The 25,231-nt window shown below is 50.1% G+C and carries 24 protein-coding genes and 1 riboswitch; of the genes, 23 read left to right on the plus strand and 1 reads right to left on the minus strand.

Annotated features, from left to right (window positions below):
* Nucleotides 1–926 precede the first annotated feature (926 nt).
* From yfkAB to L1N85_RS18360, 3 genes are all read left to right on the plus strand, one after another.
* Nucleotides 927–2,066: a radical SAM/CxCxxxxC motif protein YfkAB gene (gene yfkAB, locus L1N85_RS18350; protein WP_407946515.1), complete on the plus strand. Its 1,140-nt coding sequence runs from the start codon at nt 927–929 to the stop codon at nt 2,064–2,066.
* A gap of 58 nt (nt 2,067–2,124) precedes the next feature.
* Nucleotides 2,125–3,156 carry a sporulation integral membrane protein YtvI gene (gene ytvI / locus L1N85_RS18355; RefSeq protein WP_235240508.1) on the plus strand — a complete coding sequence of 344 codons (1,032 nt, stop codon included), beginning with the start codon at nt 2,125–2,127 and terminating at the stop codon, nt 3,154–3,156.
* Nucleotides 3,157–3,244: 88 nt separating this feature from the next.
* Nucleotides 3,245–4,402 carry a glycosyltransferase family 4 protein gene (locus L1N85_RS18360; RefSeq protein ID WP_235240509.1) on the plus strand — a complete coding sequence of 386 codons (1,158 nt, stop codon included), beginning with the start codon at nt 3,245–3,247 and terminating at the stop codon, nt 4,400–4,402.
* A gap of 74 nt (nt 4,403–4,476) precedes the next feature.
* A riboswitch (TPP riboswitch) is annotated at nt 4,477–4,580 on the plus strand.
* On the opposite strand, the gene L1N85_RS18365 is transcribed toward L1N85_RS18360, so the two are convergent.
* Nucleotides 4,547–4,810 carry a hypothetical protein gene (locus tag L1N85_RS18365; RefSeq protein WP_235240510.1) on the minus strand — a complete coding sequence of 88 codons (264 nt, stop codon included), beginning with the start codon at nt 4,808–4,810 and terminating at the stop codon, nt 4,547–4,549. (Overlaps the previous riboswitch by 34 nt.)
* Before the next feature lie 103 nt (nt 4,811–4,913).
* Between L1N85_RS18365 and thiC the strand changes: the two genes are divergently transcribed.
* From thiC to L1N85_RS18470, 20 genes are all read left to right on the plus strand, one after another.
* On the plus strand, nt 4,914–6,677 hold the full coding sequence (gene thiC, locus L1N85_RS18370; RefSeq protein ID WP_235240511.1) for a phosphomethylpyrimidine synthase ThiC: 1,764 nt from the start codon (nt 4,914–4,916) through the stop codon (nt 6,675–6,677).
* Entirely contained in the window at nt 6,670–7,746 is a 1,077-nt protein-coding gene (locus tag L1N85_RS18375) for a ThiF family adenylyltransferase (RefSeq protein WP_235240512.1), read from the plus strand. Before thiC ends, L1N85_RS18375 begins: the two co-directional genes overlap by 8 nt.
* 22 nt (nt 7,747–7,768) lie before the next feature.
* A complete protein-coding gene (gene thiE, locus L1N85_RS18380; RefSeq protein WP_328285242.1) occupies nt 7,769–8,611 on the plus strand; it encodes a thiamine phosphate synthase in 843 nt (280 codons plus the stop codon).
* Nucleotides 8,608–9,441 (plus strand): thiazole synthase, encoded by an 834-nt coding sequence (locus tag L1N85_RS18390; RefSeq protein WP_235240513.1) that lies wholly within the window; start codon nt 8,608–8,610, stop codon nt 9,439–9,441. The genes thiE and L1N85_RS18390 overlap by 4 nt, the downstream gene beginning before the upstream one ends.
* On the plus strand, nt 9,441–10,571 hold the full coding sequence (gene thiO / locus L1N85_RS18395; RefSeq protein WP_235240514.1) for a glycine oxidase ThiO: 1,131 nt from the start codon (nt 9,441–9,443) through the stop codon (nt 10,569–10,571). Before L1N85_RS18390 ends, thiO begins: the two co-directional genes overlap by 1 nt.
* 93 nt (nt 10,572–10,664) lie before the next feature.
* A complete protein-coding gene (locus L1N85_RS18400) occupies nt 10,665–11,705 on the plus strand; it encodes a FecCD family ABC transporter permease (RefSeq protein ID WP_235240515.1) in 1,041 nt (346 codons plus the stop codon).
* Between the two features lie 56 nt (nt 11,706–11,761).
* Nucleotides 11,762–12,739, plus strand: coding sequence for a FecCD family ABC transporter permease (locus L1N85_RS18405; protein WP_407946516.1), 978 nt, complete (start codon nt 11,762–11,764; stop codon nt 12,737–12,739).
* Between the two features lie 344 nt (nt 12,740–13,083).
* Complete coding sequence (locus L1N85_RS18410; protein ID WP_235240517.1) at nt 13,084–13,812, plus strand: sugar phosphate nucleotidyltransferase; 729 nt, start codon at nt 13,084–13,086, stop codon at nt 13,810–13,812.
* Nucleotides 13,803–14,807: a dTDP-glucose 4,6-dehydratase gene (gene rfbB, locus L1N85_RS18415; RefSeq protein WP_235240518.1), complete on the plus strand. Its 1,005-nt coding sequence runs from the start codon at nt 13,803–13,805 to the stop codon at nt 14,805–14,807. Before L1N85_RS18410 ends, rfbB begins: the two co-directional genes overlap by 10 nt.
* The gene (gene rfbD, locus L1N85_RS18420) at nt 14,804–15,652 is read left to right on the plus strand and encodes a dTDP-4-dehydrorhamnose reductase (protein WP_235240519.1); all 849 of its coding nucleotides are present in this window, start codon (nt 14,804–14,806) and stop codon (nt 15,650–15,652) included. Before rfbB ends, rfbD begins: the two co-directional genes overlap by 4 nt.
* Before the next feature lie 16 nt (nt 15,653–15,668).
* Nucleotides 15,669–16,766 (plus strand): CgeB family protein, encoded by a 1,098-nt coding sequence (locus L1N85_RS18425; RefSeq protein WP_235240520.1) that lies wholly within the window; start codon nt 15,669–15,671, stop codon nt 16,764–16,766.
* A 15-nt stretch (nt 16,767–16,781) separates the two neighbouring features.
* The gene (locus L1N85_RS18430; RefSeq protein WP_235240521.1) at nt 16,782–17,930 is read left to right on the plus strand and encodes a CgeB family protein; all 1,149 of its coding nucleotides are present in this window, start codon (nt 16,782–16,784) and stop codon (nt 17,928–17,930) included.
* Between the two features lies 1 nt (nt 17,931).
* The gene (locus L1N85_RS18435; protein WP_235240522.1) at nt 17,932–18,171 is read left to right on the plus strand and encodes a hypothetical protein; all 240 of its coding nucleotides are present in this window, start codon (nt 17,932–17,934) and stop codon (nt 18,169–18,171) included.
* A 143-nt stretch (nt 18,172–18,314) separates the two neighbouring features.
* The gene (locus L1N85_RS18440; RefSeq protein ID WP_235240523.1) at nt 18,315–20,018 is read left to right on the plus strand and encodes a glycosyltransferase; all 1,704 of its coding nucleotides are present in this window, start codon (nt 18,315–18,317) and stop codon (nt 20,016–20,018) included.
* Entirely contained in the window at nt 20,015–21,109 is a 1,095-nt protein-coding gene (gene wecB, locus L1N85_RS18445) for a non-hydrolyzing UDP-N-acetylglucosamine 2-epimerase (protein WP_235240524.1), read from the plus strand. The genes L1N85_RS18440 and wecB overlap by 4 nt, the downstream gene beginning before the upstream one ends.
* On the plus strand, nt 21,099–22,085 hold the full coding sequence (locus tag L1N85_RS18450; protein ID WP_235240525.1) for a polysaccharide biosynthesis protein: 987 nt from the start codon (nt 21,099–21,101) through the stop codon (nt 22,083–22,085). The genes wecB and L1N85_RS18450 overlap by 11 nt, the downstream gene beginning before the upstream one ends.
* Nucleotides 22,082–22,912 carry a dTDP-4-dehydrorhamnose reductase family protein gene (locus L1N85_RS18455; protein ID WP_235240526.1) on the plus strand — a complete coding sequence of 277 codons (831 nt, stop codon included), beginning with the start codon at nt 22,082–22,084 and terminating at the stop codon, nt 22,910–22,912. The genes L1N85_RS18450 and L1N85_RS18455 overlap by 4 nt, the downstream gene beginning before the upstream one ends.
* Nucleotides 22,900–23,799 carry an NAD-dependent epimerase/dehydratase family protein gene (locus L1N85_RS18460; protein WP_235240527.1) on the plus strand — a complete coding sequence of 300 codons (900 nt, stop codon included), beginning with the start codon at nt 22,900–22,902 and terminating at the stop codon, nt 23,797–23,799. Before L1N85_RS18455 ends, L1N85_RS18460 begins: the two co-directional genes overlap by 13 nt.
* 22 nt (nt 23,800–23,821) lie before the next feature.
* Nucleotides 23,822–24,538, plus strand: coding sequence for a glycosyltransferase (locus L1N85_RS18465; RefSeq protein ID WP_235240528.1), 717 nt, complete (start codon nt 23,822–23,824; stop codon nt 24,536–24,538).
* 239 nt (nt 24,539–24,777) lie between these two features.
* Nucleotides 24,778–25,212 (plus strand): hypothetical protein, encoded by a 435-nt coding sequence (locus L1N85_RS18470; RefSeq protein ID WP_235240529.1) that lies wholly within the window; start codon nt 24,778–24,780, stop codon nt 25,210–25,212.
* Nucleotides 25,213–25,231 lie beyond the last annotated feature (19 nt).

A 25,231-nucleotide genomic window follows, 5' to 3' on the forward strand; every position in this document is an offset into this window, starting at 1 on the left:
TCACCCCTCTATCCCATTGGCTATGCCTTTGGGAGTACGTATGAGCCTATTGTAAGATTCTTAAGAATCTCGGCTCTTTCGGAGGCTTGAACATTTTACGTAGCAGAGCCAGTTATACCTGCTACAACCGCATATGTTCAGTTGTCAAAGAACATGTGTTCTTAATTTTCATTTTACCAAACTGTTCTTTAAAAGCAAAGATCTTTATTGCGAATTCAGGAAGATCCGATTCACCTCACCACTTTGTAGAAGTGGGAGTCCTCTCGGCTAAATTTGATAGAAATGATTAGGAGCCGACCGGGCTCCCTTTTCTTTTTTCCACGGTTTTATTTGCTTCCAGTGGATGCGGGCATTACAATAAAAAGTAGAATGTTTCATTCAAGAACAAGAAGTCAGGTGCTGAATAAGTCAATAACCCACCACTTAGCCTCATTTGAGGCTTGAAGTGGGGGCTTGTAAAAAGTCCTTGTTGTCTACCCTTAGTCTCTCGCAGGCTACGTTGGAAAGGTCACGACACCTATGGATGCTCCCCAAGTATGTAGCCCTGTCGTCTATGGTTAAAAGCTCTTAGGGGTAGGAGCGGTGCTGTAGGCACGACAAGCCTTTCCAACATGCCACGTTGACCTATGGGTATATCATCAGTAAAGGAAAACGTAAATCAAATAAGGCAGTACGCTTCGTCAAAGGATATCAGTTGTTTGATAAAGTGATTTACGAAAATCAAGAGAGTTTTATCTTTGGTAGACGAAGCAGTGGATATTTTGATTTACGAAAATTAGATGGCACAAAAATCCATGCCTCAGCCAGTTACAAAAAACTAAGACGAGTAGAACATGCAAGCACTCTGTTAATCGAAAGGAGAGAGGACGAATCCTCCTCGACTTATGCTATCGCTTAGAATTCGGGGTATCCTCGCTGAAAATCAGATGAATATGGCAGATTTGCAACAAACCAATAAACCGCTGGCTGCTCTATCGCCGGCGAATGATCCATGGGATCCGATTCGGTCGCTTCAGCGGCATGGCAGACATCGTTTGACCAGTGTGGAAATGACGGTTTCCAACCTTTGCAATATGCGGTGCGAGCATTGCGCCGTTGGAGATACACTCGTATTAGCAGAACCCGCCAAGCTCCCGCTTAAGCAGATGCTGGATCGTTTGGAAGAAGTCGAGCATCTCGAGACGATTAGCATAACGGGCGGCGAGCCTTCTTTCTCCGATCGGACGGTACGCGATTATATGGTGCCTTTGCTTCAATATGCACGCAGCCGCGGCATTCGCTCCCAGATTAATTCTAATGTCACCCTTCCATATAGCAGATACGAGCAGCTTGCTCCTTATCTTGACGTCATGCATATATCGTTTAATTACACGTCGGCGGAGGATTTTCACCAAATCGGCTTTGCGAAGGCCGGGCACCATGTTTCGCTCGAAGCGGCGGCGAAGCTTTATGAACGAATGATTGACAATACGCGCCGTTTAAGCGAGACCGGCGTGCTTGTATCCGCGGAATCGATGATCAATTACAGAACGTATGACAAAATCGAAGAGATCCACAAACGGATTGTCGAAATGGGCTGCAAGCGTCATGAGGTGCATCCGATGTACCCAAGCGCCTTCGCCAAGGATTTGCCGGTTTTGTCGCGCGAGCATATGCTGCAAGCCATCGAACGTTTGCTTGACACAAGGGATGAATCGATATGGATGCTGTTCGGTACGCTGCCGTTCTATCATTGCGGCGATAACGCGAATGAGAGGAAGTTGCTGAAGCGGCTGGCCAACGAACGGAACGTAACGGTTCGCAACGACCCGGATGGACGCAACCGGCTAAATGTCAATTTATTTACTGGCGAAGTGTTCGTGACGGATTTCTCGGACGTTCCGGCATTTGGCAATATCGCTTCTTCGAAGCTGGATGACTTATTTGACCGATGGCTTGCTCACTCTCTGGCGCGAAGTGTCAATTGCCACTGTCCCGCCGCATCCTGCTGCGGACCAAATTTGCTTGTGAAGGACATGTATTACAAAGAAGTTGATTTCCATCAGCGCAGCGCGGTGCCGGATTAATTCAAGGCTTATTGGCTGCAACAAACGCATATAGCATAGGAGAGGGGAGGAAAAGCGTTTGACAATTAAGACAATCGTGTTTATCGCGCTGGGATTGTTACTGCTCTATTTATTATTTACCGTTGGAGCGCCTTTCTTGCTGGCGCTTGTTGTAGCTATCTTTCTGGAGCCGCTTAATCAGCTGTTCATGAAACGGTTTCGCATGAACAGACTGGCGGCGGCGACGGTATCGAGCAGCATTTTCACCGTCATTCTCATTGGCTTGATCGCTTTGCTGGGTGTCAAGGTTGTGGCTGAGCTCATCGCCTTCTTCAAGAAGGTACCGAACTATTTCGAGAATGCGAGCGGCATGGTCGACGACCTGATGATTCAGGCACAATCGCTTTATCAGCATTTTCCGCCTGACGCAATTGCTACGTTAGAAGAGTGGTTAATGGGCTTAACAAGCACGTTGACGAAAATGGTCGGCTCTTTATCGAATTCGGTCATAGCGGTCGCTTCGAGCATACCGGGAATGTTCATCTTCTTTATCGTGTTCCTGGTTGCCGTGTATATGATAAGCTTCAGCCTGCACACCATGAAAACGACCGTGCTTTCTATGTTCGATGAGAAGTCGCAGCCGCAAGTCAATGGATTGCTTAATAACTTGAAAAAATCGATTTTCGGCTTTCTGCGTTCGCAATTCATCCTGAGTGCTCTTACATATATCATTTCATTGGTCGGGCTGCTCATACTCGACGTGAAATATCCGCTTGCGATTGCCTTGCTTATTATCCTCGTCGACATCTTGCCGATACTTGGTACAGGCTCGGTGCTTGTTCCTTGGGGAACCTACCTGCTGCTTACGGGCGATTTATATACTGGCGTCGGGCTTATCATTCTGTTTCTATTCATTACCGTATTTCGCCGAATCGTTGAGCCGAAAATTCTCGGTGATTCAGTTGGCATCGGCTCCCTGTCAGCGCTTGTCAGCTTATACGTGGGCTTCAAGCTCGTTGGCGTGATCGGCGTTTTCCTCGGCCCGCTGGTCGTCATTATTTATATGGCTGCTCGCAAGGCGGGCTTGTTCCAAATGAAAATCAGGCTTTAGCACTCGGCTGGGGCGCCGTGTCACTTCTATTATTCGGAGCGTATGATACTGCAAATAAAAGCAGTTCCTGCAGGAGGCATCCGAAGACATGGAACCAATCAAAGTGGCGATCGTTACCCCCGGATCGTTCCCGATCCCCTCCTCGGGCAGCAGCTCCGTCGAGCGGGTGATCGAGAAGTTTGCACCGCTGCTGAAGCCTTATGCCGAACCTCGCATTTACGGAAGATTAGGGAAGCGATTGCCAAGGCAAGGGCAGTTTAACGGCGTTGTGTGTGAACGATTTCCGGCCCGCAATAAGCAGCGATACGTTCAAGAGGTAGCGCAATCTATCAAGCGCTTTTCTCCAAACGTAATAGACGTAGAGAATAGGCCGCAGTACGTGTTAACGATGAAGCGAATGAATCCAGGCAAGCGTGTCTGGCTTTATTTGCATTCCTCGACTTTTATTCTTCCGGCCTGCATTTCTCCGGCGAAGCTTCATAAATGCTTGCAGGCAGCGGATAAAATTATCGTGAACAGTGAATTTCTTCGGAGGGTCGTCGTGTCCAAAGCGCCGGAAGTCGTCGCTAAGATGCGGGTCATCTATCCGGGTGTCGATACGGAGCGATTTCCGTCGCAGCATTCGGCGGAAGGAGCGGCGATACGGGATAGACTGCGGCAAAATAGAGGATTGAGCGGCAAAAAAGTGGTGCTGTTCATGGGAAGGCTCATTCCGCTTAAGGGCGTCCATCATTTGCTGAACATCGTTCCACAGCTCGCTCAAACTCATCCGGAGCTTGTCGTCGTCATTGTCGGCAGTCCGTTTTACGGCTCGCATCGCAAAACCGCCTATGCCCGCAAGTTGGAGCGCATCGCGCAGAGAAGCCCTGGAAATGTACGTTTCGTACCATACGTTCCGCATACCGAAGTGCCGGGTTGGATGCTGGTTGCCGATGTAGCGGTCGTTCCTTCCGGACAGCGCGAGGCGTTCGGCCTTGTCAACGTAGAGGCGATGTCATGCGGCGTTCCGGTCGTTGCGACGAGGGCCGGCGGAATGAAGGAAATCATTCGCAACGGTGTGACCGGATACCTGGTTAACCAAGGCCGAATTGAAGCCGAACTGAAGGAAAAGCTTCATTTGCTGCTGAGCGATAAGCAGCTTCGCGAGCGGCTCGGCCGCCGCAGCCGCGAGCGGGTGGAGCAGACGTTTACGTGGCGCCATACGGCGGATCGATGGCTGAAGCTGTTGCTGGAAAGCGGGGTATAGCCGGACCTATTTTGAAGGGTGATGAAAAATAGAGGGTTGACACTCTTCTTGTATTAACGTTATAGTCAAACAAGGAAATCCACTAGGGGCGCTGTTATGGCTGAGATAAAGCGAAAGCTTTGGTCCCTTCGAACCTGATCTGGGTTATGCCAGCGTAGGAAAGTGGGATTGTGCGTTTATGGAATTGCGCGAGTATGCTCTGCGGCATTCAGCTGAAACGTCAGCTTGAACGAGTACGTATGGCAAAGCATAATAGGTCCGGGCATGACTCGGCTCCGTTGATCGCGCATGACGACACATTTCAACCGCTTCTTCGCTGGGGCGGTTCTTTTGCCTTCGCTGAAACGCTTCTGCTAACGCAAAGGCGAAGCGGCGGGGCAAGACCGTCTCGGCGATAGTTGCTCTCATTGCCAAATCGCGCATATAGAGCAGCGGTGCATTAAACTTTCTTATATGCTTGCGTAGGCCTCCAGGCGGAATTCTAACTATTCCATTTGGGAGGTTTTTTATTATGCCAATATTAACGACGCCGCTTCCGGGCAGCAGAAAAGTGTATGTAACGGGTTCGAAGGATAGCATCCGGGTTCCGATGAGAGAAATTGCATTGGAGTCAAGCTCGGGAAGAAACGGGGAGGAGCTGCCAAACGAGCCGATTCGCGTATACGATGCGAGCGGACCTTATACCGATGAAAGCTATGAGACCGACGTGAGACGCGGATTGCCCTCCTATCGTAACAGCTGGATTATGGAGCGGGGCGACGTGGAGCATTATGAAGGGCGCGAGGTGCGTCCGGAGGATAATGGGTTCATGTCCGCAGAGAAGGCCGAGCAGCGCGGGGCTGAACTGTTTCCAGCCTTGAACAGAAATCCGTTGCGAGCGAAGCCCGGACATAATGTCACGCAGCTGCATTACGCCCGCAAGGGCATCATTACGCCGGAAATGGAGTATATTGCGATTCGCGAAGGCATGGAGCCGGAGTTTGTGCGCAGCGAAATTGCGGCAGGCCGCGCAATTATTCCGGCGAACATTAATCATCCGGAGAGCGAGCCGATGATTATCGGACGTCAATTTCATGTGAAAATCAATGCGAATATCGGAAACTCCGCTGTCGCTTCCTCGATCGAGGAGGAGGTGGAGAAGATGACTTGGGCAACGCGCTGGGGCGCCGATACGATTATGGATCTGTCCACAGGCAAAAACATTCATACGACCCGCGAGTGGATCGTCCGCAATTCCCCGGTGCCCGTCGGAACGGTGCCGATCTATCAGGCGCTTGAGAAGGTGAACGGCAAAGCGGAGGATTTGAGCTGGGAGGTATTCCGCGACACGCTTATCGAGCAAGCGGAGCAGGGCGTCGACTATTTCACGATTCATGCGGGCGTGCTGCTGCGTTACATACCGCTGACGGCGAAACGGGTAACGGGCATCGTCTCCCGCGGCGGCTCGATTATGGCGGCATGGTGCTTGGCTCATCATCAAGAAAACTTCCTCTATACGCATTTCGAAGAGATATGCGAGATTATGAAGGCATACGACGTTTCGTTTTCCTTAGGAGACGGACTGCGCCCAGGCTCGATTGCCGATGCGAACGATGCCGCACAGTTCGCCGAGCTCGATACGCTGGGCGAGCTGACGAAGATCGCCTGGAAGCATGATGTGCAGGTAATGATCGAAGGTCCCGGGCATGTGCCGATGCATCTGATCAAAGAAAATATGGATCGTCAACTGGAGGTTTGCGACGAAGCTCCTTTCTATACATTAGGCCCGCTTACGACGGATATCGCGCCGGGCTACGATCATATTACTTCCGCCATCGGAGCGGCGATGATCGGCTGGTTCGGGACGGCCATGCTTTGTTACGTCACGCCGAAGGAGCATCTTGGTCTGCCGAACAAGGAGGATGTGAAGGAAGGCGTCATTACTTACAAGATTGCGGCGCATGCCGCGGATTTGGCTAAGGGGCATCCAAGAGCAAAGCTGCGCGATGACGCTTTGTCGAAGGCGAGGTTCGAATTCCGCTGGCGCGATCAATTCCATTTGTCTCTTGATCCGGAACGGGCGATGTCCTACCATGACGAGACGCTGCCGGCGGATGCCGCCAAATCGGCTCACTTCTGCTCGATGTGCGGTCCGAAGTTCTGCAGCATGCGCATTACCCAGGACATTCGGGAATATGCGGCGCAGAACGGCATGGAGACGGCGGAGGCGATCGAAGCGGGCATGAAGGAAAAGTCGGAAGCGTTCAAAGCGGCAGGGAGCACGATTTATGGCTAATACGGAGGGGACCGTATGGTCTGACCGTTATTCCAGGCAAACGAGATTTGCTCCTATCGGCGAGAAAGGCCAGCGAAAGCTGGCCGATGCTTGCGTGCTTATTGTCGGCGTAGGCGCGCTCGGCGCTTCGCTTGCTCAGCATATGGTCCGCGCAGGCGTCGGAGAGGTCCGCTTGGTCGACCGCGATTTCGTCGAGCCGAGCAATCTGCAGCGGCAAATGCTGTTCGATGAGGCTGATGCGCTCGCCGTGCTGCCGAAGGCCGTTGCGGCGGCGAATAAGCTTCGCGGCATTAATAGCGAGGTTAACGTTATTGCATCGGTGGCCGATGTGAGCAGAACGAATGTGGAGGAGCTGGCGTCCGGCGCGCAGCTTGTGCTTGACGGAACCGATAATGCCAGCACTCGCTTACTGCTCAGCGATGTCTGCTTTCGTCAGGGCATTCCATTCATTTACGGAGGCGTAGCAGGAGCAGGCGGGATGAGCGCGACGCTTATACCGGGAGAGACGGGATGTCTGCGCTGCTTGATCGGCGCGGAACAATCGGAGAACGAGGTCGATACTTGCGATACGGTTGGCGTATTGGCATCTACAGTAGAATTCATTGCTTCTCTCCAGGCAGCCGAGGCGATCAAATGGCTCACGGGCAATCACGCTGCCATGCGTCAAACCTGGCTTAGCGTCGATTTATGGTCGTTCCGGCTGCGTGAATCTGCGATGCCGCAGGGCATTGGGAATTGCTCATATTGCGGGCAGGAGCATGCCGAAAGTGATTCTGCGGAAGAGGCTAACCGGGAGAGTGAAGAGTTAGGCTTCACCGTGCTATGCGGAAGAGACACCGTACAGGTGACGCTCGGCAAGCCGCTCGATCTGGATAGGCTGGAGAAATGGCTGGGCGGTCAAGGCTGTATGATTACCGTAAATCGGTACTTAGTAAGGGCAAAGCTGCCGAGCGGGGAGCAGTTGGTGCTCTTCCCGGATGGGCGCGTGCTCGTACAGGGAACGTCGGATTCGGACTATGCAGTCCGTCTTTGCAAAGCTTATGTACTGGAACTGAAGCAGTTGATTTAGGAATGAAAGGGTGCGATGAAAGATGGGCAGGGAAGCTTGGAATGATTTCCGCTTGTACGTCATTACGGCGGAATCCAATCATCCGGGTAAATCGGTCGTTGACGTTATCGAGCAGACGCTTATTGGAGGCGCGCAGATCGTGCAGCTGCGCAACAAGACGGGCTCGCGCGACGAGGTGCTAGAGCAGGCTAAGGCGCTCCGTGAGCTGACGCGAAAATATAAGGTGCCGTTTATTATTAACGATTATCCCGATATTGTGCTGGAAACGGATGCCGACGGCGTTCACTTGGGTCAAGAAGATATGCCGATTGCCGAGGCCAGACGGCTGCTCGGGCCGTACCGAATGATCGGCATCTCGACGCATAACCTGCAGCAGGCTTTGGCGGCGGAGCGAGATGGTGCGGACTATATCGGCGTCGGCCCCGTCTTTCCTACCGATACGAAGCCTGGAAGAGCCGCGGTAACGACCAGCTACGTCACGGAGGCGGCGCGCCATGTGACGATTCCGTTCGTGGCGATCGGGGGCATTACGCTTGGCAATGTGGATCTGGTGCTTGCTGCGGGCGCAAATCGAATCTGCTCGGTTTCGGCGATCGTGGGCAGTCATGATCCGGCTGCTATGTGCCGCTCCTTCCTTCGACGCTTGGAAGCGGGGGCCGAGGAGTCAAAGACGGTTGTGATGAACGGACGCGAGGAGCATACGAGGGCGAGAACGGTCGAGCAGCTCGTTATTCAGGCAGGACAGCAAAACAAGAAGCTCGTTATAGAGTTAAATGGCATCATCGTGCAGCGTGCCCTTTGGGCAGAGACGGAATTGAAAAGCGGCGATTCCATAGAGCTCGTACATTTTGTCGGAGGGGGATGAGCAGGTTGGAAGAGAAGGTAAGCCGTGATCCGTTAGTCATCGCTGGTCACACGCTAAGCTCGCGCTTTTTGTTCGGAACGGGAAGATTTCCAAGTCCGGCCGTGCTTCAGCAAGCGCTTGAAGCGTCAGGCGCGGAGGTCATTACGTTCGCTGTTCGCCGGGTTAATCTCGAAAGCGTAGAGGACGATTCAGTGCTCCAGCATTTTGAAGGAAAGCCAGTGACCTATTTGCCGAACACATCTGGCGCCAGAACGGCTGAGGAAGCGGTGCGGATCGCTCGTTTGGCCCGAGCGGCGGGTCTTGGAAATTGGATCAAGGTCGAAATTAGCGGAGATTCCCGTTCGCTGCTGCCGGATCCGATCGAGACGCTTCGCGCGACGGAGGAGCTTGCCAAGGATGGCTTTATCGTGCTGCCATATACGTCGGACGACCCTATACTCTGCAAGAGGCTGGAGGAAGCGGGAGCGTCGGCTGTCATGCCGGGCGGATCGCCGATTGGTACGGGGCTTGGATTATTGAATCCGTACAATCTGGCATTGATAGCGGAACAAGCAAGCGTACCTATTATCATTGATGCAGGCATCGGCTCGGCTAAGGATGCGGCGGAAGCGATGGAGCTTGGGGCAGACGGCATCCTGGCAAATACGCCTATCGCTAAAGCGCAGGATCCTATTATTATGGCGCGCGCCTTTCGTCTTGCGATTGAAGCGGGAAGACTTGCCTGGCTGGCGGGACGTATTCCGAGGAAAAAATATGCTTCGGCCAGCAGTGATTGGGCGGGCTCGTTATTTGAAGCGGCGGCAGGCGCTGACAGCGGAGGGAAGCCGTAATGCCGCAAGCGGTTGCAGTGCTCGGAGGCGGCATTATCGGTCTGTCCTGCGCCTTCGAAGCAGCGCGCAGAGGCATGAGAGTTACGCTCATCGAGCCGGGCGGGCTAGGCGGCCAGGCGTCTGGCGCAGCGGCGGGCATGCTGGCGCCGTTCTCGGAAAATACAGAGCAGCCGGATGATTTCTTCCAGCTATGCTTAAACAGCTTGCGGCTGTATCCGGAATGGATAAGGGCAGTCGAAGAGCTGTCAGGCATGTCGGCGGAGTGGGTGCAAAGCGGAAGCATCAACGTCGTAATGCATGAAGCGGATATTCTGCCCATCGAGTCCCGCTTGCGTTGGCAGAACGAATGGGGAGCAGCGGCGCAGCTTATTGACGCGGCGCAGCTTCAGAGGCTGGAGCCGATGCTTTCCACAGCAGCGGTCGCCGGCGTTTATACGCCCGGGGAAAGCCATGTATACGCGCCGAAGCTAGTGAGTGCGCTGGAATCGGCATGCCGCAAGCTGGGCGTTGAGATGCTGGAGCATGCCGGCGACATTGAAGAAGTGCAAGCTCATCCGAGCGGAGGAGCTTCTGTTCGTGCGAAAGCGTTGGACCAGCCCGTACATGCCGACCGTTTAGTCGTATGCGCGGGAGCTTGGACAGGCGCTTATGAGCGATGGTTCGGTCTAACGATTCCGATTCATCCGATTCGCGGACAAATATGCTCGTTCGAGCATCCGGCGAATGAGGTAAGACATATGGTATTTTCGAGTCAAGCCTATTGGGTAGGCAAACGAAACGATAGACTTGTTTGCGGCGCGTCTGAGGATGTTGCAGGTTTCGAAACGAATGTGACGGAACGCGGCATCGGCCGACTCATTCGCAGCAGCAGCCGGCTGTTTCCTTTTCTGGAAAGAAAGGAAACGATGCATCGGTGGGCCGGGCTGCGTCCTGCGACCCGCGACGGCTTGCCCTTGATCGGCAGGGTAGAGGGCATCGGGCCTGTCATTCTCGCGGCGGGTCATTACCGCAATGGCATTTTGCTTAGCCCGGTTACGGCTGCTGCAGTCGCCGATCTGCTGGAGGAGAAGACTTCAGTGGTGAGTCTGAACGCCTTCGCGCCGAATCGATTCTCATACATTGAAAAATGATATAAAACCTGCTATATTGAAAACGAGAATCGTTATCATTATAGCAGGTTTTTTTGTATCCGAAAGTTTACATACAGAAAGGTAGATTGAAGCATGTCCGCACCAATGAAATCGAAAGCGCCCTCAGCTCCGAAGCTGCGCACGAGGCCGTTTACGGCCAGCCTTATTTTAATCGGGGGGATATCGGCACTCGTTCTATCGCTTGCGCTGTCCATATCTGTCGGAGCGGCGAACATTAGCCTCTCGACGGTAGGGGAAGCGGTGTTTCGGTTCAATCCGGATCTTACTGACCACTTAGTCATTAAGGAGCTCCGGATGCCCCGCGCGATTGCCGGCGCATTAGTTGGTGCGGCCTTCGCGGTTGCTGGAGCCGTCATGCAGGGCATGACGCGCAATCCCCTCGCCGACTCAAGCCTGCTCGGCATAAATGCGGGCGCAGGCTTGATGCTGGCGGTGTGCTTCGCTTTTTTTCCGGGACTGTCTTATCTCAAGCTTATGTTTATGTCTTTCGGGGGAGCGGCAATCGGACTGGGACTCGTATACGGAATCGGCTCGCTGGCCAAGGGCGGCTTAACGCCTGTGAGGATAACTTTGGCGGGAGCGGCGGTGGGAGCTTTGCTTGTGGCTTTAGCCGAAGGCATTGCGATCTATTTCCGAGTGGGCCAGGATTTGGCTTTCTGGTATGCCGGAGGCATAGCGGGCACGAAATGGCTTCAGATTCAAGTTATAGCGCCTTGGATTATCGGAGCATTGCTTGCTGCCGCCGTTATTTCGCGTTCGATCACATTATTAAGCTTAGGCGATGACGTGGCGGCTGGACTTGGTCAGCGCACGGGCCTCGTTAAGGCTGCGGGTGTCGTAATCGTATTGCTGCTCGCGGGAGCGGCCGTATCGGCTGTCGGATCAGTCGGGTTTGCAGGTCTCATTATTCCGCATATCGCCCGTTTTCTTGTCGGTGTCGATTATCGCTGGATTATTCCTTGTTCCGCTGTGCTCGGCAGCCTGCTTATGGTATTTGCCGATATCGGAGCGAGAATGGTTAATCCTCCTGCAGAAACGCCTATCGGGATGATTATCGCGGTAATCGGCGTTCCCTTTTTCCTGTATCTGATCACTAGAATGAGGGGGGAATAGCTTTGAGTACTTTATATGTTACAGCGACCGAGCAGCGCAGGAAAAAACGTGCGTATATTGTAATTGCCGCTCTTAGTTCACTTATCATTATTTCGTTTATGATCAGCATGAATACAGGCTATATCAGGCTCAGTCCTCTCGACGTGCTAAAGACATTATTCGGCGGAGGGACAGAGAAACAGGAGCTCATTTTGTTTGATTTTCGATTGCCCCGCATTGTCATTTCCGTATTGATAGGTGCCGGGTTTGCGGTATCGGGCGCTATCATTCAGGGCTTGTCCCGCAATCCGCTTGCCGATCCGGGACTGCTTGGCATTAATGCGGGCGCGAGTCTGGCGGTCGTGCTATTCATAAGCTTTTACCCTGCGACGGAGAGAGGCTCCATTTTTTTGATGCCTTTTCTTGCTTTGCTGGGAGCTGCATTGACGGCGCTGCTTATTTTCGCATTTTCGTATAAGCGCAGCCATGGATTAATGCCGACACGGATGATTCTGGTTGGGATCGCTTTTGCTGCGGGGATAAGCGCAACCATTCAAATTTTGCAAATCAGGCTGGACCCGAACCAATTTCAGTTCATAGCCGTTTGGATGGCGGGAAATATTTGGGGAACCAACTGGAAATTCGTTCTTGCTCTTCTTCCTTGGCTGCTCTTTATTTTGCCTTTCGTTTTTTATAAGGCCAAAGTATTGGATGCTCTGAATTTGGGCGATCAGCTGGCTGCAGGTTTAGGAGCGCAGGTCAACAAGGAAAGGGCATGGCTGCTGGCCGCAGCGGTCGGTTTAGCCGGCTCATGCGTCGCTGTCGGCGGAGGGATCGGCTTTGTCGGGCTTATTGCGCCGCATGTTGCGCGGAGGCTCGTCGGTCCGCAGCATCAGGCGCTGCTTCCGGCGTCTGCATTAACGGGAGGTTTGCTCGTTCTAGTCGCGGATACGCTGGGACGTTGGATCATTCAGCCGGACGGAATTCCAACCGGTATTGTCGTTGCGGTTATTGGCGCGCCTTATTTCTTATATTTGCTTTCGAGATCGAAATAATCATAGATATATTTAGAAGAGAACGCTTGAGTATTTATCTCACGCGTTTTTTTGTGCGCACTCGGAGCACCGACGCAGCAGTGTCGTTTCCTCTCACTTTCTTTCACCCAATTTTCCGAGTTTGGGGTAATTGTCCATGCTCCAATAGGAGAGGACGCATATGATTAACAAGACAGGTGAAAAGACTGGCGGTTTGAGTTTTATAAACATAAGCGAATGGCATGGCTTCTCTGTGTCTTTGAAACTACTCCATGAGCAGATAGGCGGTTTAAGGCATTAAAGAGAATAGCAGAATGAAACAGGGTAAACATAGTAAATCCAGGCATGGGAGGGGTTTGTAACATATGAAAGGTGTAGTGCTTGCGGGAGGCACCGGAACCCGATTGCATCCCTTAACGAAAATATTCAATAAGCATCTATTGCCTGTTGGCAAATATCCGATGATCAATTATTCCATTCAGAAGCTCCGTGATGCTGGAATCACGGATATTTTATTAATCACAAATAAGCAATCCTTGGGCTGGTTTGCCGAATATTTGGGCGGTGGAGAGGATTGGGGGGTTAACATTACCTACAAGATTCAAAACGAGGCAGGCGGTATTGCACAGGCAGTAAGTTTAGCCGAGGGGTTTATTCATCCGAATGAAAAATTTGCAGTCATTCTAGGCGATAATTTGTTTCAGGATTCTATTAAACACATTGTTGAACAATTCCAGCTGCAAGAACAAGGAGCCAAGGTGCTTCTCAAAGAGGTTCATGATCCTAGGAGATATGGCGTCCCCATTCTAGAAGGGACGGTCATAACAGCTATTGAGGAAAAGCCTGAGCATCCTAGCTCAACCTATGCAGTTACAGGCATCTATTTGTTTGATGCCGCCGTTTTTGAAATTATTAAAACGCAAAAACCGTCTAAACGGGGAGAACTGGAAATTACCGATGTCAATAATGTTTACGCTGCGGCTGGAATGCTTAAGCATGAATTTTTAACAGGTTGGTGGATTGATGCAGGCACACATGAATCTCTCCTCCATGCCGCTCTTTTTCTTAGCAAGGAGGACGAGAAATGTCTGTGATCCTTGTTACGGGCGGAATGGGTTTTATTGGAAGTAACTTTCTCCACTACTGGAAGAGGCAGCATCCGCAAGACAGCGCGATCAATGTGGATCTGCTTACGTATGCAGGAAATCCAGACAACGTCGCAGAGTTGGAAGGGAAAGCTGGCTATCAGTTTGTGCAAGGGAATATTGGCGATACGCCATTGATGGATCAGCTTATGGAACAAGGGATAGATGCGGTCGTCCATTTTGCGGCGGAATCTCATGTGGATCGCAGCATTCGGGACCCGAGCGGTTTTGTCGTAACGAATGTGCTGGGTACACAGCGGCTGCTGGAATCGGCCCGTAAGCATCAAGTGAAGAAATTCGTACATGTTTCTACAGATGAAGTATATGGGACACTCGGAAGTGAAGGAGTTTTTACAGAAACAACCCCTCTTGCACCTAACAGTCCTTATTCGGCAAGTAAGGCAGGTTCGGATCTGCTTGTCAGAGCCTATTATGAAACTTACGGCTTCCCTGCTGTCATCACCCGCTGCTCCAATAACTATGGACCCAGACAATTTCCTGAGAAGCTTATTCCGCTCATCATAACCCGGGCCATTCACAATGAGTCTATTCCTATATATGGAGACGGTATGAACGTGCGAGATTGGTTATATGTGGATGACCACTGCTCCGCCATCGAACGGGTAATTGAGAATGGGGAACCTGGAGAAGTCTACAATGTTGGCGGGCAAAATGAGCGGACCAATCTTGAGGTTGTACAAAGCATTCTGCAACAACTCGGAAAACCGACTGATTTGATCCATTTCGTTGATGATCGACCGGGGCATGACCGGCGTTATGCCATTGATGCGGCGAAGATTCAAAAAGAGCTCGGATGGATGCCCCGGTATTCGTTTGAAACAGGAATCAAAAAAACCATTGAGTGGTATTTGCAGCATCCGGAGTGGTGTGAGCGTATAGCCGACGGCTCTTACCGCAAACAAGACGGGACTGATCGCCAATGAAAGTATTGATCACCGGAGCGGGAGGCCAGCTTGGCTATGATCTCATGCGGGTGCTTTCTCCCCTTCATGATGTAACCCCTTTAACAAGGCAGCAGTTGGATGTTACCGACGAGAAACAAGTAGAAGAGCTGCTGACGGATTTGCAACCGGATGTCGTTATTCATGCGGCAGCTTATACGAATGTAGACAGGGCTGAATCGGAGGTGGAACTGGCCTATCAGGTCAATGCATACGGTTCGTGGTATGTAGCTAAGGTTAGTGAACAGATCGGCGCCAAACTCGTTTATGTCAGCACAGATTATGTCTTTGACGGTACGAAGGGTACGCCCTATGCAGAAGATGATAAGACGAATCCATGCAATGTATATGGGAATTCCAAGCTTCTCGGAGAAAAATTTGTCGTCAAGTCCTGCCCGCGCTCTTTTATTGTGCGAACCTCTTGGCTGTATGGGACCAAGGGAGCCAATTTTGTTACCAAAGTGATAGATAAAGCCAAATCGCAAGGTCAGCTAACCATGGTCAATGACCAGTTCGGATCACCGACGTATTGCCTGGATTTAGCCTCCTTTATCGGGGAGCTGATCACGACTGAGAAGTTCGGCATTTATCATGCTTCTAATCAGGGCTCATGCTCAAGATATGAGTTTGCCCTGGAGATTATGAAATGCCTGCAAATGGATCATGTTCAGGTTTTTCCTGTAAGCGACGTTTACTTTCCTCTTCCCGCCACGAGACCGCAGTACTCTGCTTTTGAACATAAATCGATCCGTATTCATGGTATTACACCACTGAGGGATTGGAAATCTGCGCTTAAGTCTTTTTTATACGATGACTATCATTCATAACGAGACAAGGTGGGTAATGATGGCGAGAACAATCGTTGGAGCTGCTGCGGCAGGCTGGGAACAGGGCTTCCAAAGAGGCTGGGAGCATGGCATTCGAATGGGCGGATGCCAAGCGATCATGAATCGGATACCTGCAGAAACATGGACAATGAGGGATGTCAAGGTTTTATTTATTCCTCAAGGATTTGAAGCGCTTGATGAAGGTGTCATTCATGCTATGCAGGGTATGGTACGGGAGTTTCATGTCGCAGCAGCTGCTGAGATGGTAGAACGGGCGAATCAGCTAAGACCTGACTTCGTGCTTGTATTGAACGGACTTCACGTATTTCCAGAGGACCATGCTGCGCATGTGGAGCAAATAAGGTCAATGGGCATCAAAACGGCAATCTGGTTTGCGGACGATCCTTATTTTTCGGACTTTACAGCATCGCTGGCAACACACTATGACTATATTTTCACCCATGAGCTTAGCTGTGTTCCTTATTATCGGGAGCTGGGCAATCATCAAACCTATTATTTGCCGCTTGCGGTTAATACGAATATCTATAAACCTATGCATGTGGATATAAGCTATCAGAGCGATGTATGCTTCATCGGGAACGCTTTTCCGAATCGGATTGAGCTTTTTAACCGATTGGTTCCTTTCTTGGCCGATAAAAAAGTAATGATTGCAGGAGCCTTGTGGGAAAAATTAGACCGTTATGCTTTATTGAAGGACCGGATACGCTTGCAATGGATTCCTATAAAGGAATCGGTTAAATATTACAACGGAGCCAAGATTGTCATTAACGTTCATCGGCTAACATTCGACCCTGACTTTAACAAAAATAGCCGTAATTTGCCGGCGTATTCGATCAATCCACGAACTTTTGAAATTTCGGCTTGCGGGACGCTGCAGCTTACAGATATACGTCATGATCTTCATGATTATTATACGCCAGGTCATGATATCGAAACGTTTGCTTCGCCACAGGAATGCATATCCAAAATGCAGCATTATTTAACCCATGAAGAAGAAAGAAGAGGAATTGCTTTACGGGGACTTCGCCGTACCTTCACTGAGCACATGTTTGGCAAAAGGTTGGAACAGCTGCTGCAAATCGTATTTCCATAAAAGGAGGAAAACAAGATGGCACTTCGAAAATCCCAATCGGCAAAGCAGCTGGGAAGGGAAACCGGATACGGGCTGGGATTGTCGGATGGAACTTTCCTGGGCCGGTGTGAGGCGGTAATCCGCAAGGCAGTGAATGACCGGGGGGGTGACGGTTTTTGGGATGTTCGTGTTCTCTATGTCACCTCTGGAAAAGGTTATCCATATGCACCCATTGACCATGCAATCATAGAAAGCCTGCGGTTGATTGTCCGTGAGCTCATTATTGGGAATCCGGATAATGATCCGGTTAAAATTGGCGCTCCTGTCCACAACCTGGAAGGACTAATCAAGCTAAGCCGGCCTGATCTTGTCATTGTATTAGATGGAATGAATCTGTCCGTTGAGAGAATTAATTCATTAAGGCAGATGGGTATACCTGCTGCGATATGGCTGACCGATGATCCTTACTATACGGACATCACGATAAAGATAGCACCCCATTATGATTACATTTTTACATTGGAACGGAATTGTTTGTCTTTGTATCAGGAGTTGGGATGCAATCAAGTGCATTATTTGCCTTTTGCAGCTCAGTCATCTATCTTCAGGCCCAAACCGGTTTCCATATCCATGCGCAAAGATATTAGTTTTATTGGCTCAGCTTACTGGAATCGGATTGCCGTATTCGATCGCCTTGCTCCATACTTATCCGGAAAAAATGTTTCCATTTCAGGTATATGGTGGGAGAGACTCCAAAACTATAAACTGATTGCTTCTAAAGTTAGTCCCGGTACTTGGCTGAACCCGGAGGAGACCTCGAAAGTGTATAACGGTGCGAAAATCGTCATCAATTTGCACCGTGCTTACGATGATGAAGCGTATAACAGCAACAGCAGGAGAATTCAAGCCTTCTCGCCGAATCCGCGGACGTTCGAGATTTCCGGATGCGGCGTTCTGCAGATCACGGATGTGCGGGATGATCTGGGTCAATTTTATAAGCCGGGCATAGAAGTTGTGACCTATACGACGCCCGAAGAACTTAGGGAGAAGATGGAATATTATTTGCAGCATGAGGAGGAGAGAAGATTTATCGCCTTAAGAGGTTTGTATAGGACGATGCGGGATCATACGTATGTGAACAGAATGGCGCAATTGCTGCGGACCGTATTTGGAGGAGGAGGGTAACATGGCTATAAAAAGAAGAAAAACCGGTAAGAGAACTTCTGTCAAAAAAGTTGGCAGGAGGAAGAGTAAACAGGCAGTGAAAAGGAGACGACTTCGTCCTAAGCGGAAAGGAGTTGCAATGCGGATTCCGAAAAATCATGGAGCGGAATTTAATGCGGGCTTTGATCAAGGATATAATGAAGGATTTATTGCCGGCCATGCGCAAGGAATGCTTCAAGAAGAACAACAAAATTACGCATAAGTCCATGTTGATAAAAGTTGAATAACAGGGGGTGAACGCATACCTGTTTCTAATCGGTATGCACTGATTTGGTAAATAACAAACCGAAAGTCATGTTATTTTCTCATATTTGCTACACTTCTCATATCACAGGCGCTGAAAAAATGCTGCTCGTCATAGCCAGGGAGCTTCAGCCTTATTTTGAAGTTGTGCTGGTTGTCCCTAATGAAGGTGTTCTTTCCACAGAGGCGAGACATTTCGGAGTGGTCACAGTTGTTGAAGATTACTCGACATTGCATGAGTTATATCAACCTGTTCCCGATGTTGAGGAGCTTTTTCAAAACCTTGCAGCCGATCCAAAGTCCACTTCGTTATTGAATTTGCTTCACATTCATAGACCTGACTTGATTATGACGAACACTTGCGTCAATGTGCTTCCAGCTGTAGCCGGGAAAATGCTTGGCATTCCCGTTGCATGGATCATTGCCGAAGTGATTCAAGAGAACCAGTGGACTTCACTCTCCGTGGATATCATTCATCGTTATTCGGATTGGCTGGTCGGCATTTCACATGCTGCCTTGAAATCCTTCAACAGTCCTGATATGGAATCGAAAAAGATCGTGCTTCCTCCTTCATGGAGTATGGTAGAGCTTGCTCCAGAGACTTGGCAGGCACACCGGATCATGAAGCGGACCCAACTTGGCCTGAATGATTCTCATACCGTGATCGGTTATATTTCTTCTGATATATACGCTAATAAAGGACTGAAACACTTTGTAGAAATGGCAGTGACGCTGTGTCCGGAATTTCCTGAAGCCCGGTTTATGGTCATCGGAAAGGCTGTCGATCCCGATTTTTTCGCATCCTGTATGAACATTATTGAGCAAAACGGTTATACCTCGCGTGTTTTTATTCTCCCTTTCGAGCAAAACATCGTTTCCCTTTACCCCGCTATGGACATCGTTGTAGTACCCAGTTTATGGAATGAAGGTTTTGGCTTAACAGCCTTGGAGGGGCTTGTTTTTGGAAAGCCCGTTGTTGCTTATCGATCCGGAGGGTTAATTGAAATTCTCACCTCGACCGGAAATGGCCCATTCTTGGCGGAGCAAGGCAATGTTGCGGATCTTACGATGAAGGTTAAATCTCTCGTGCAGGATTCGGCGCTGCGCATGCAGGTAGGAGAGAGAAGCAGCAGGGCAGCGCAGGAAGTATTCGGGATAGGAGCATTCCGTGAACGGTTGAATCAGTTCCTGCCGCGTGTGATCCCGGTCATTGAAGCGAAAAAAAGTTCACACCAGGTGACACAGCTGAAATATCCAAACGGCTCCGTTATCAAGGGGAATGCCTCGACATTGGTGTTCTTGTTAGAGAATGGTGTGAAACGCCATATTGTAAACGAGGAAGTGTTTCAGTTTTATAGATGGAAGTGGGATCAGGTGATGGGGTTCCCGGATGTTGAGCTTCAGGCTTTTCCTACAGGCCGGCCGATCAGCAGGAATAAACCGCTGCGTCTTCATGCTCCTTCGCACTTTGTCGCTAAAGGCAGCGGACCTGCTATTTATATCATGCATAATGGCATTCGTCATCCCTTTTCGTCCGAGGCCGTTTTCCGGAAGCATCACCATTACGACCAGATCGTTGCTCTGACCGACCTCGAGCTGGAGGAATATACGCTTGGAACGCCTATTGCTGCATCCGGCAAAGCACCCTCAATCAAACGTCGTAAAGGTGCCAAACACATAGGCCGATTAAGGAACAAACGGATCAAGCACAAAGGCAAGCTGACAATCAAAAAAAGGAGTACCCGTACTCGTATCCGTAAATTGCTGCCAAGGAAAATGAAAGCATCGAAAAGGGTGAGAAGATGAAGATCATCACCATTCTGGGTACGAGGCCGGAAATCATCCGGCTGAGTCTTATTATCCGCAAGCTTGATGAGCTCGCTGAGAAACACCTGCTTATTCATACAGGGCAAAATTTCACACATTCACTAAGCGAAGTTTTTTTTCAAGACATGCAGCTTAGGCAACCTGATGTTATCTTGGGAACCCGGCAGCAAACGCTTGGCGGACAGCTTTCGACTCTATTTGCGGAGCTTGAGCCTATTTTTATGAGAGATAAACCTGACAAAGTTCTCGTGCTGGGCGATACCAACAGCGCGCTGAGCGCGATTCTGGCAGAACGGATGGGGATTCCTGTCATTCATATGGAAGCTGGCAACCGCTGCTTTGACCTGAGCGTACCTGAAGAGAAAAACCGCAAGGTGATCGATGCGATATCAAGCATGAATATGCCTTATACCCGTCAGAGCAAGGAAAATTTATTACGGGAAGGTGTTCCGCCCCAGCGGATCATCATATCTGGAAATCCCATCTATGAGGTGCTGAAACATTATGGAAATTTCATTGATGCCAGCCCTATTCTGGAAACCCTGCATCTCACCAAGCAGCGATATTTTCTGGTTACGGCACACCGGGCAGAGAATGTGGATCGGCCCGAGCATCTCGAGCAAATTGTAAAAGGGCTTAATCTAATCGCTGAAGCCTATCAGATGAGAGTTATTTGCAGCCTTCACCCGAGAACGGAATCGCAGCTTGCCAAGTATCCTTCCTTGTCTATCAACCCGTTAGTGGAGCTGCACGAGCCTTTCGGTTTTTTTGATTTTGTCCAGCTGGAGAAGAATGCGTTATGCGTGCTCACCGATAGCGGTACGGTTCAGGAGGAGTGCTGTATCTTTCAGGTCCCGACCGTGACGATTCGCAACAGTACAGAACGTCCGGAAACGGTTGATTGCGGAAGCAACGTTGTCTCGGGTCTTCAAGCTGAACAGATCCTTGAGGCTGCATCCATCATGGCGAAGCATCCTGCCGGTTGGCGCTGCCCCGAGGGTTATATGGACCCGGATGTATCCGCGAAAGTAGTTACTTTTTTATTAGGAGGAAAAAAAAATGTTCTCTAACGCAACGATCCTGGTCACCGGGGGGACCGGTTCCTGGGGACATGAGCTGATTCGCCAGCTGCTTCCTCAAAATCCCAGGAAGGTGACCGTATTCTCCCGGAACGAATCCAGCCAGGTAGCGATGAAAAGAGAGTTTGAAGATCCGCGGCTCAGTTTCTGCATAGGAGATATTAGAGATAAGGAAGCTTTGTTAAAAGCCTGTGAAGGCGTGGATTATGTATTTCACCTGGCAGCGTTAAAGCATGTGCCTGTGTGTGAGGAGCAGCCGTATGAAGCATTGAAGACGAACGTCATTGGTACGCAGCATGTCATTGAGGCAGCCATTGAAAACAAAGTGAAAAAGGTCATTAATATTTCGACTGACAAAGCGGCGAACCCTTCCAACTTTTATGGAATGACCAAAGCAATCGGGGAAAAATTGATCGTTCAGGCTAACCTGCTGCAATCGGATACCCGGTTTATCTGTGTTCGGGGGGGCAATGTGCTTGGGACTAACGGCAGTGTCGTTCACTTGTTCATCAAGCAGATCAAGGAGAAAAATCAGATTGGCATTACGGATAAGAACATGACCCGCTTTTTCCTTACCCAAGAGGAAGCGATCAGTCTATTGTTGAGGGGAGCCATGGAAGGCGTCGGCGGAGAGATTTTTGTCATGATGATGCCTACTTGCAAAATTATTGATCTGGCTGAGGTGCTGACCGAACATCTGGGGAAAACAGATGTGAGTGTGGTGGAATTAGGCATCCGCCCAGGGGAGAAAATTCATGAAATATTGCTTTCGGAATTCGAAAGCCACACGACGGTTACGTATGACGATCAGTACTTAGTCATTTTGCCTACCATAGATATTCCCAAGCTGAAAGCTCATTATTCCTCGTATCCAAAGGTCAAGATTGACAGTTTCTGCTCCAGCCACTCCCTTATGAACAAAGAGGATATTAAGGCTCTGCTTATGAAAGGGGGATTCTTGACATGAAGCTTATGGTCTTCGGCGGACAGGGAATGTTAGGTCATATGCTAGTTCAATACTTCCAAAAGCAGGAGGGGTATGACGTCTATTACACAACACGAAACAAGCAGGATTCCGACGGGCTTTATGTAGATGCCCGGGATCCGCTGTTAATGGAAAAGGTAATGGAGTCGGTATCCCCGCATATCACGATTAACTGCATGGGCATTTTGAACCAGTTTGCTCTAAATCAACCGCAGGAGGCTTATTGGGTAAACGGCTTTGTTCCCCATTTTCTCGGCAGAATGGCGAAAAAAAATGGAGGGAAGCTGATCCACATCAGCACAGACTGTGTATTCTCAGGGCTGCAAGGCGGGCATACGGAGAATGACCCGCCTGACGGCACTTCTGTCTATGCTATATCCAAGGCGTTAGGCGAGATTACCGCCGCGCCGCACCTAACATTGCGAACCTCGATCGTCGGTCCTGAAATTCGGGAGCGGGGAATCGGTCTGATGCATTGGTTTATGCAGCGGGAGGGAGAAGTCGACGGTTACAGTCAAGCCTTTTGGAACGGTGTGACTACGCTCGAGCTGGCTAAATGTATCCGGCACATCATTGAAAATGAGCCTATAACCGGCTTGCTGCATGTGACAGCTCCGAAACCAATCAGCAAGTTCGAATTGCTGGGTCTGTTCCGGGAAGTGTTTCACAAAAAGAACATCGCGATCCGTGAGAACGATTCGGTAAGGATAGACCGGACGCTCCGGAATACGCGCAACGATTTCCATTATTCGGTCCCTGACTATGCGACCATGCTTCATGAGCTTAGGGACTGGATGTGGGGACATTGACACGCCGTATTCTGATTACTGGAGCAGGCGGATTTACAGGACAGCATGCGTGTCGGCATTTTGCTGCAGCAGGCATGCAAGTTACGGCTGCTCTTAGGAAGAAAGGAGTTAACCCAGCTGGATGTTCTGCCGTATTTGGCGATCTGACAAAACGCGATGACGTGAAGAGAATGGTGGAAGAGTCAGAACCCGATTGGGTGCTGCACGTGGCAGGACATAACTCGGTGGCAGCTTCCTGGCTAGATCCCGCCTCCTTCCTGGAAACCAATTTGATGTCAACGATCTATTTATTGGACGCACTGCGCAATCATTCCCGCTGTCGTGTATTAATTGCAGGATCCATGCTGAATTTCGCATTGACGGATCCGCCAATCCCGCAGCACCCGTATAGTTTGAGTAAAACGCTGCAGGTACTGGCATCCCGCTCTTGGGGAGCTCTCTTTGGTCAGCAGATTCTTATTGCACAGCCATCCAATTTAATCGGTCCCGGCCGTTCCACCGGTATTTGCGGACTGCTTGCCAGGAAGATTGCGAAGGTCGAAAGGGGAGAGGATCATCAACCGTTTCGGTTATCATCTTTCGTTGAAGAGCGTGATTACCTGGATGTGAGGGATGCCGTAACGGCCTATTCCTATTTGCTGGAAAAAGGTGAATCTGGGCAGGTGTATGCCTTGGGTTCCGGCAGAAACCGGTCATTGGGGGATATCGTCCATGCCTTTCAGGCCATGACCGAATGTGATTTGCCCCTGGAAGCGGGGCAGATCCCCGGTTATGTACCTCCTCCACCGGTTCCTATAACCGCTATTAAAGCATTCGGGTGGGAGCCGAAAATTTCATTTGAGCAGTCCCTTGCAGACACTCTGCAGTATTACCGAAATGAAGTCTAAGCTCCAGAATGGAGGTAAACCGATGCGTCCGTTAGTATCTATACTCATCCCCTTTTATAACTGTCCGTATATCGAGCATGCCATTGTCAGCGCGCTAAGGCAAACGTATCCCCGTATTGAAATTATCGTTGTCGATGACGGTTCTACCATACACGCGGACAAAATTCGACCGTTTATGCCGCGTATCCGTTATCTCGGGAAAGCCAATGGAGGAACGGCGACTGCACTCAATCACGGGATCCGCATGTCTTCCGGGCAGTACATTGCTTGGCTGAGTTCTGACGATATGTTTTATCCGGATAAGGTTGAGAAACAAGTGCATTTTATGCTGCACCATCAGTCTCGATTAAGCTTTTCCGCTTATAACGAAATTGACGCCCACAACAATGTGACGAGAGGGCATGTAGCCGCACGTTATCCCAATACGTCAGAGTTTATCCGTGCTTTAGCGACTGTGAATCCGATTAATGGCTGTACCGTCATGCTAAGGAGGGATTTGCTGTCGGGGATTGGTCTATTTAATGAAGATTTCCCGTTTACCCATGACTATGAGCTATGGCTGCGGGCAGCTGCTAACGGTGTGCATATGCATTTCCTGGATGCGCCGCTGACCATGTACCGCGTTCACAGCGGGATGGGAACGCACAGACATTGGGATGCTATTCAGCGGGAAGTGGCGCATTTGCAGGCGCACTATCGGCCTAGTTTGTTCGCCCAGGCAGCTAGATTCGGAGGATAAACAGGTAAGCATTTAGTAGAATTCCACGTATCTACCAGGAGGTTTGTCCAATCCGATAGATTCGAGATTCATATAATAGGAATAGATTATGACAAGGAGGTGAATGGATAGGATAATAGCTCTATTCTCCTATTGTTGATCTGTCGGGTACCAGGTTGAAAAGCCCTGCGGTTGGGGCGGTACGGTTAGCGATAATCGTATTCAGCCGTAAAAATATGAATTAAAAGGAGAGATTGGATATGCCTAGATTTTTGGATCAGAATTCTTCTATGAATTTTTCAGGTCCTGTTGGTGTGGCATCAGCGGTTGCAGTTCCTACTGCTCTTGTTCTTACTGCTAACTGGGGAGGTATTGGACTTTCAACTCAATTCGTTCCCACTCCTACAGTAGACTTGGCTGGAACCATTACGGTGAGCGCTATTGCTACTGCTCTTGTAACAATCAATGTTGTCAGAAACCCATCGAGTTCCCCTGTAATAATTTATACACTCACTAAAACCTTTTTGGCTGCTGACAGTGGATCAGCAATTTCCTTTAATGCTCAGGATCTCGGAGCGCCAGCAGCGCAGCAAACTGCATATGCGTCTTATGTTACTGCAGCTGTAGCTGGCACAGCTACTCGAGTTGGTCCAGAGACTCTCTGGGGAATTGCTGCTGACCGCACTACTGGTTAATCACGGTTCCTCAAAAAAA

The organism is Paenibacillus alkaliterrae (assembly GCF_021532375.1).
GTDB lineage: Bacteria > Bacillota > Bacilli > Paenibacillales > Paenibacillaceae > Pristimantibacillus > Pristimantibacillus alkaliterrae.

Bases quoted from the DNA above. Each gene is read 5' to 3' on its own strand.
- L1N85_RS18400 (WP_235240515.1), top strand. From the start codon at position 10,665: ATGTCCGCACCAATGAAATCGAAAGCGCCCTCAGCTCCGAAGCTGCGC.
- rfbB (WP_235240518.1), top strand. From the start codon at position 13,803: ATGTCTGTGATCCTTGTTACGGGCGGAATGGGTTTTATTGGAAGTAAC.
- thiE (WP_328285242.1), top strand. From the start codon at position 7,769: ATGGGCAGGGAAGCTTGGAATGATTTCCGCTTGTACGTCATTACGGCG.
- L1N85_RS18470 (WP_235240529.1), top strand. From the start codon at position 24,778: ATGCCTAGATTTTTGGATCAGAATTCTTCTATGAATTTTTCAGGTCCT.
- L1N85_RS18435 (WP_235240522.1), top strand. From the start codon at position 17,932: ATGGCTATAAAAAGAAGAAAAACCGGTAAGAGAACTTCTGTCAAAAAA.
- L1N85_RS18440 (WP_235240523.1), top strand. From the start codon at position 18,315: ATGCTGCTCGTCATAGCCAGGGAGCTTCAGCCTTATTTTGAAGTTGTG.
- L1N85_RS18375 (WP_235240512.1), top strand. From the start codon at position 6,670: ATGGCTAATACGGAGGGGACCGTATGGTCTGACCGTTATTCCAGGCAA.
- L1N85_RS18425 (WP_235240520.1), top strand. From the start codon at position 15,669: ATGATGGCGAGAACAATCGTTGGAGCTGCTGCGGCAGGCTGGGAACAG.
- thiC (WP_235240511.1), top strand. From the start codon at position 4,914: ATGCCAATATTAACGACGCCGCTTCCGGGCAGCAGAAAAGTGTATGTA.
- L1N85_RS18360 (WP_235240509.1), top strand. From the start codon at position 3,245: ATGGAACCAATCAAAGTGGCGATCGTTACCCCCGGATCGTTCCCGATC.
- L1N85_RS18410 (WP_235240517.1), top strand. From the start codon at position 13,084: ATGAAAGGTGTAGTGCTTGCGGGAGGCACCGGAACCCGATTGCATCCC.
- L1N85_RS18455 (WP_235240526.1), top strand. From the start codon at position 22,082: ATGAAGCTTATGGTCTTCGGCGGACAGGGAATGTTAGGTCATATGCTA.
- wecB (WP_235240524.1), top strand. From the start codon at position 20,015: ATGAAGATCATCACCATTCTGGGTACGAGGCCGGAAATCATCCGGCTG.
- L1N85_RS18450 (WP_235240525.1), top strand. From the start codon at position 21,099: ATGTTCTCTAACGCAACGATCCTGGTCACCGGGGGGACCGGTTCCTGG.
- L1N85_RS18430 (WP_235240521.1), top strand. From the start codon at position 16,782: ATGGCACTTCGAAAATCCCAATCGGCAAAGCAGCTGGGAAGGGAAACC.
- yfkAB (WP_407946515.1), top strand. From the start codon at position 927: ATGAATATGGCAGATTTGCAACAAACCAATAAACCGCTGGCTGCTCTA.
- rfbD (WP_235240519.1), top strand. From the start codon at position 14,804: ATGAAAGTATTGATCACCGGAGCGGGAGGCCAGCTTGGCTATGATCTC.
- L1N85_RS18365 (WP_235240510.1), bottom strand. From the start codon at position 4,810: ATGAGAGCAACTATCGCCGAGACGGTCTTGCCCCGCCGCTTCGCCTTT.
- thiO (WP_235240514.1), top strand. From the start codon at position 9,441: ATGCCGCAAGCGGTTGCAGTGCTCGGAGGCGGCATTATCGGTCTGTCC.
- L1N85_RS18390 (WP_235240513.1), top strand. From the start codon at position 8,608: ATGAGCAGGTTGGAAGAGAAGGTAAGCCGTGATCCGTTAGTCATCGCT.
- L1N85_RS18465 (WP_235240528.1), top strand. From the start codon at position 23,822: ATGCGTCCGTTAGTATCTATACTCATCCCCTTTTATAACTGTCCGTAT.